The sequence below is a fragment of the Xenorhabdus sp. PR6a genome, assembly GCF_028599065.1.
Taxonomy (GTDB): Bacteria; Pseudomonadota; Gammaproteobacteria; order Enterobacterales; family Enterobacteriaceae; genus Xenorhabdus; species Xenorhabdus doucetiae.
Map to the genome: position 1 here is coordinate 1 of NZ_JAQRFJ010000174.1, position 1,040 is coordinate 1,040.

Below are 1,040 nucleotides of genomic sequence, written 5' to 3' on the forward strand. Positions count from 1 at the left end.
TATCTGGCGGGGGAAATAGATATTACCAATACTATTGCAGCGGAATCTTTTCCGTCATTAAAAAAATCACTGCCTGATCAGGTACATATTTCTCCCAAAGCAACAGTCTATTTTTATGAGTTCAATAATAAAAAGCCGCCTTTTAATGATGTCAGAGTCAGACAAGCGCTGAATTTAGCCATAGATAGAGATATTATTGTTGATAAGATATTAGGGCAGGGGCAGTTATCGGCATATACGATGCTCACACCAAATATTGGCGGTTTTAATTTTGAACAACCGGATTATGCTTTATGGACTCAGGCACAGCGTATTGCCAAAGCTAAGGAGTTGTTGAATGAAGCCGGATTTAATCAAAGTAATCCACTCACCTTTAATCTGCTTTATAATACACAGGAAGGACATAAAAAAATTGCCATTGCTGTTGCCTCAATGTGGAAAAAGAATCTGGGGGTGAATGCAGTTTTGCAGAATCAAGAGTGGAAGGTTATGTTGGATAATATGCATCAAGGAAAATTTGATGTTATCCGGCGGGCTTGGGTTGCGGATTATGACAGCCCAATGGCATTCTTATCTATATTTTTATCGAAGCAAGTGAAAAATACCGCTATGTATAAAAATCATGAATTCGATAAATTACTAGAAAAAGCAGAAAAAACGAATGCGAAAAATTATTATCAGCAGGCATCTGATATTTTAACAAAAGATGTACCTGCTATTCCTATTTATTTTTATGTTAACCATAATATGGTAAAACCTTATGTAGGTGGTTTTCATATTAACGCCAGAGGCGAATTTTTCACAAAAGATCTTTATGTTATTAAGCATTAAAAATAACGATGCTCGTCGTAATTCAAAAGGCATTTATTATTTCCCCGCAGTGCGGGGAAATAATAAGCTACTTTCGTTTTAAGAATTGCAATGTGAAGTTTCTAGGGGATATAAAATAACAATGAGTTTTAAATTAATTAAGACCAACTACCACTACCACTGGCTCCACCTATCGCCAAATTTCCTAATCCTTCAAAATATCCCATAGG

Annotated in this window: 1 protein-coding gene; it reads left to right on the top strand. The window is 35.7% G+C overall.

Features of this window, described 5'->3' with window-relative positions:
* Nucleotides 1-831, top strand: an 831-nt coding sequence (locus tag PSI15_RS18140; protein ID WP_273584744.1) for a peptide ABC transporter substrate-binding protein, incomplete at its 5' end; no start/stop codon positions are given.
* Nucleotides 832-1,040 lie beyond the last annotated feature (209 nt).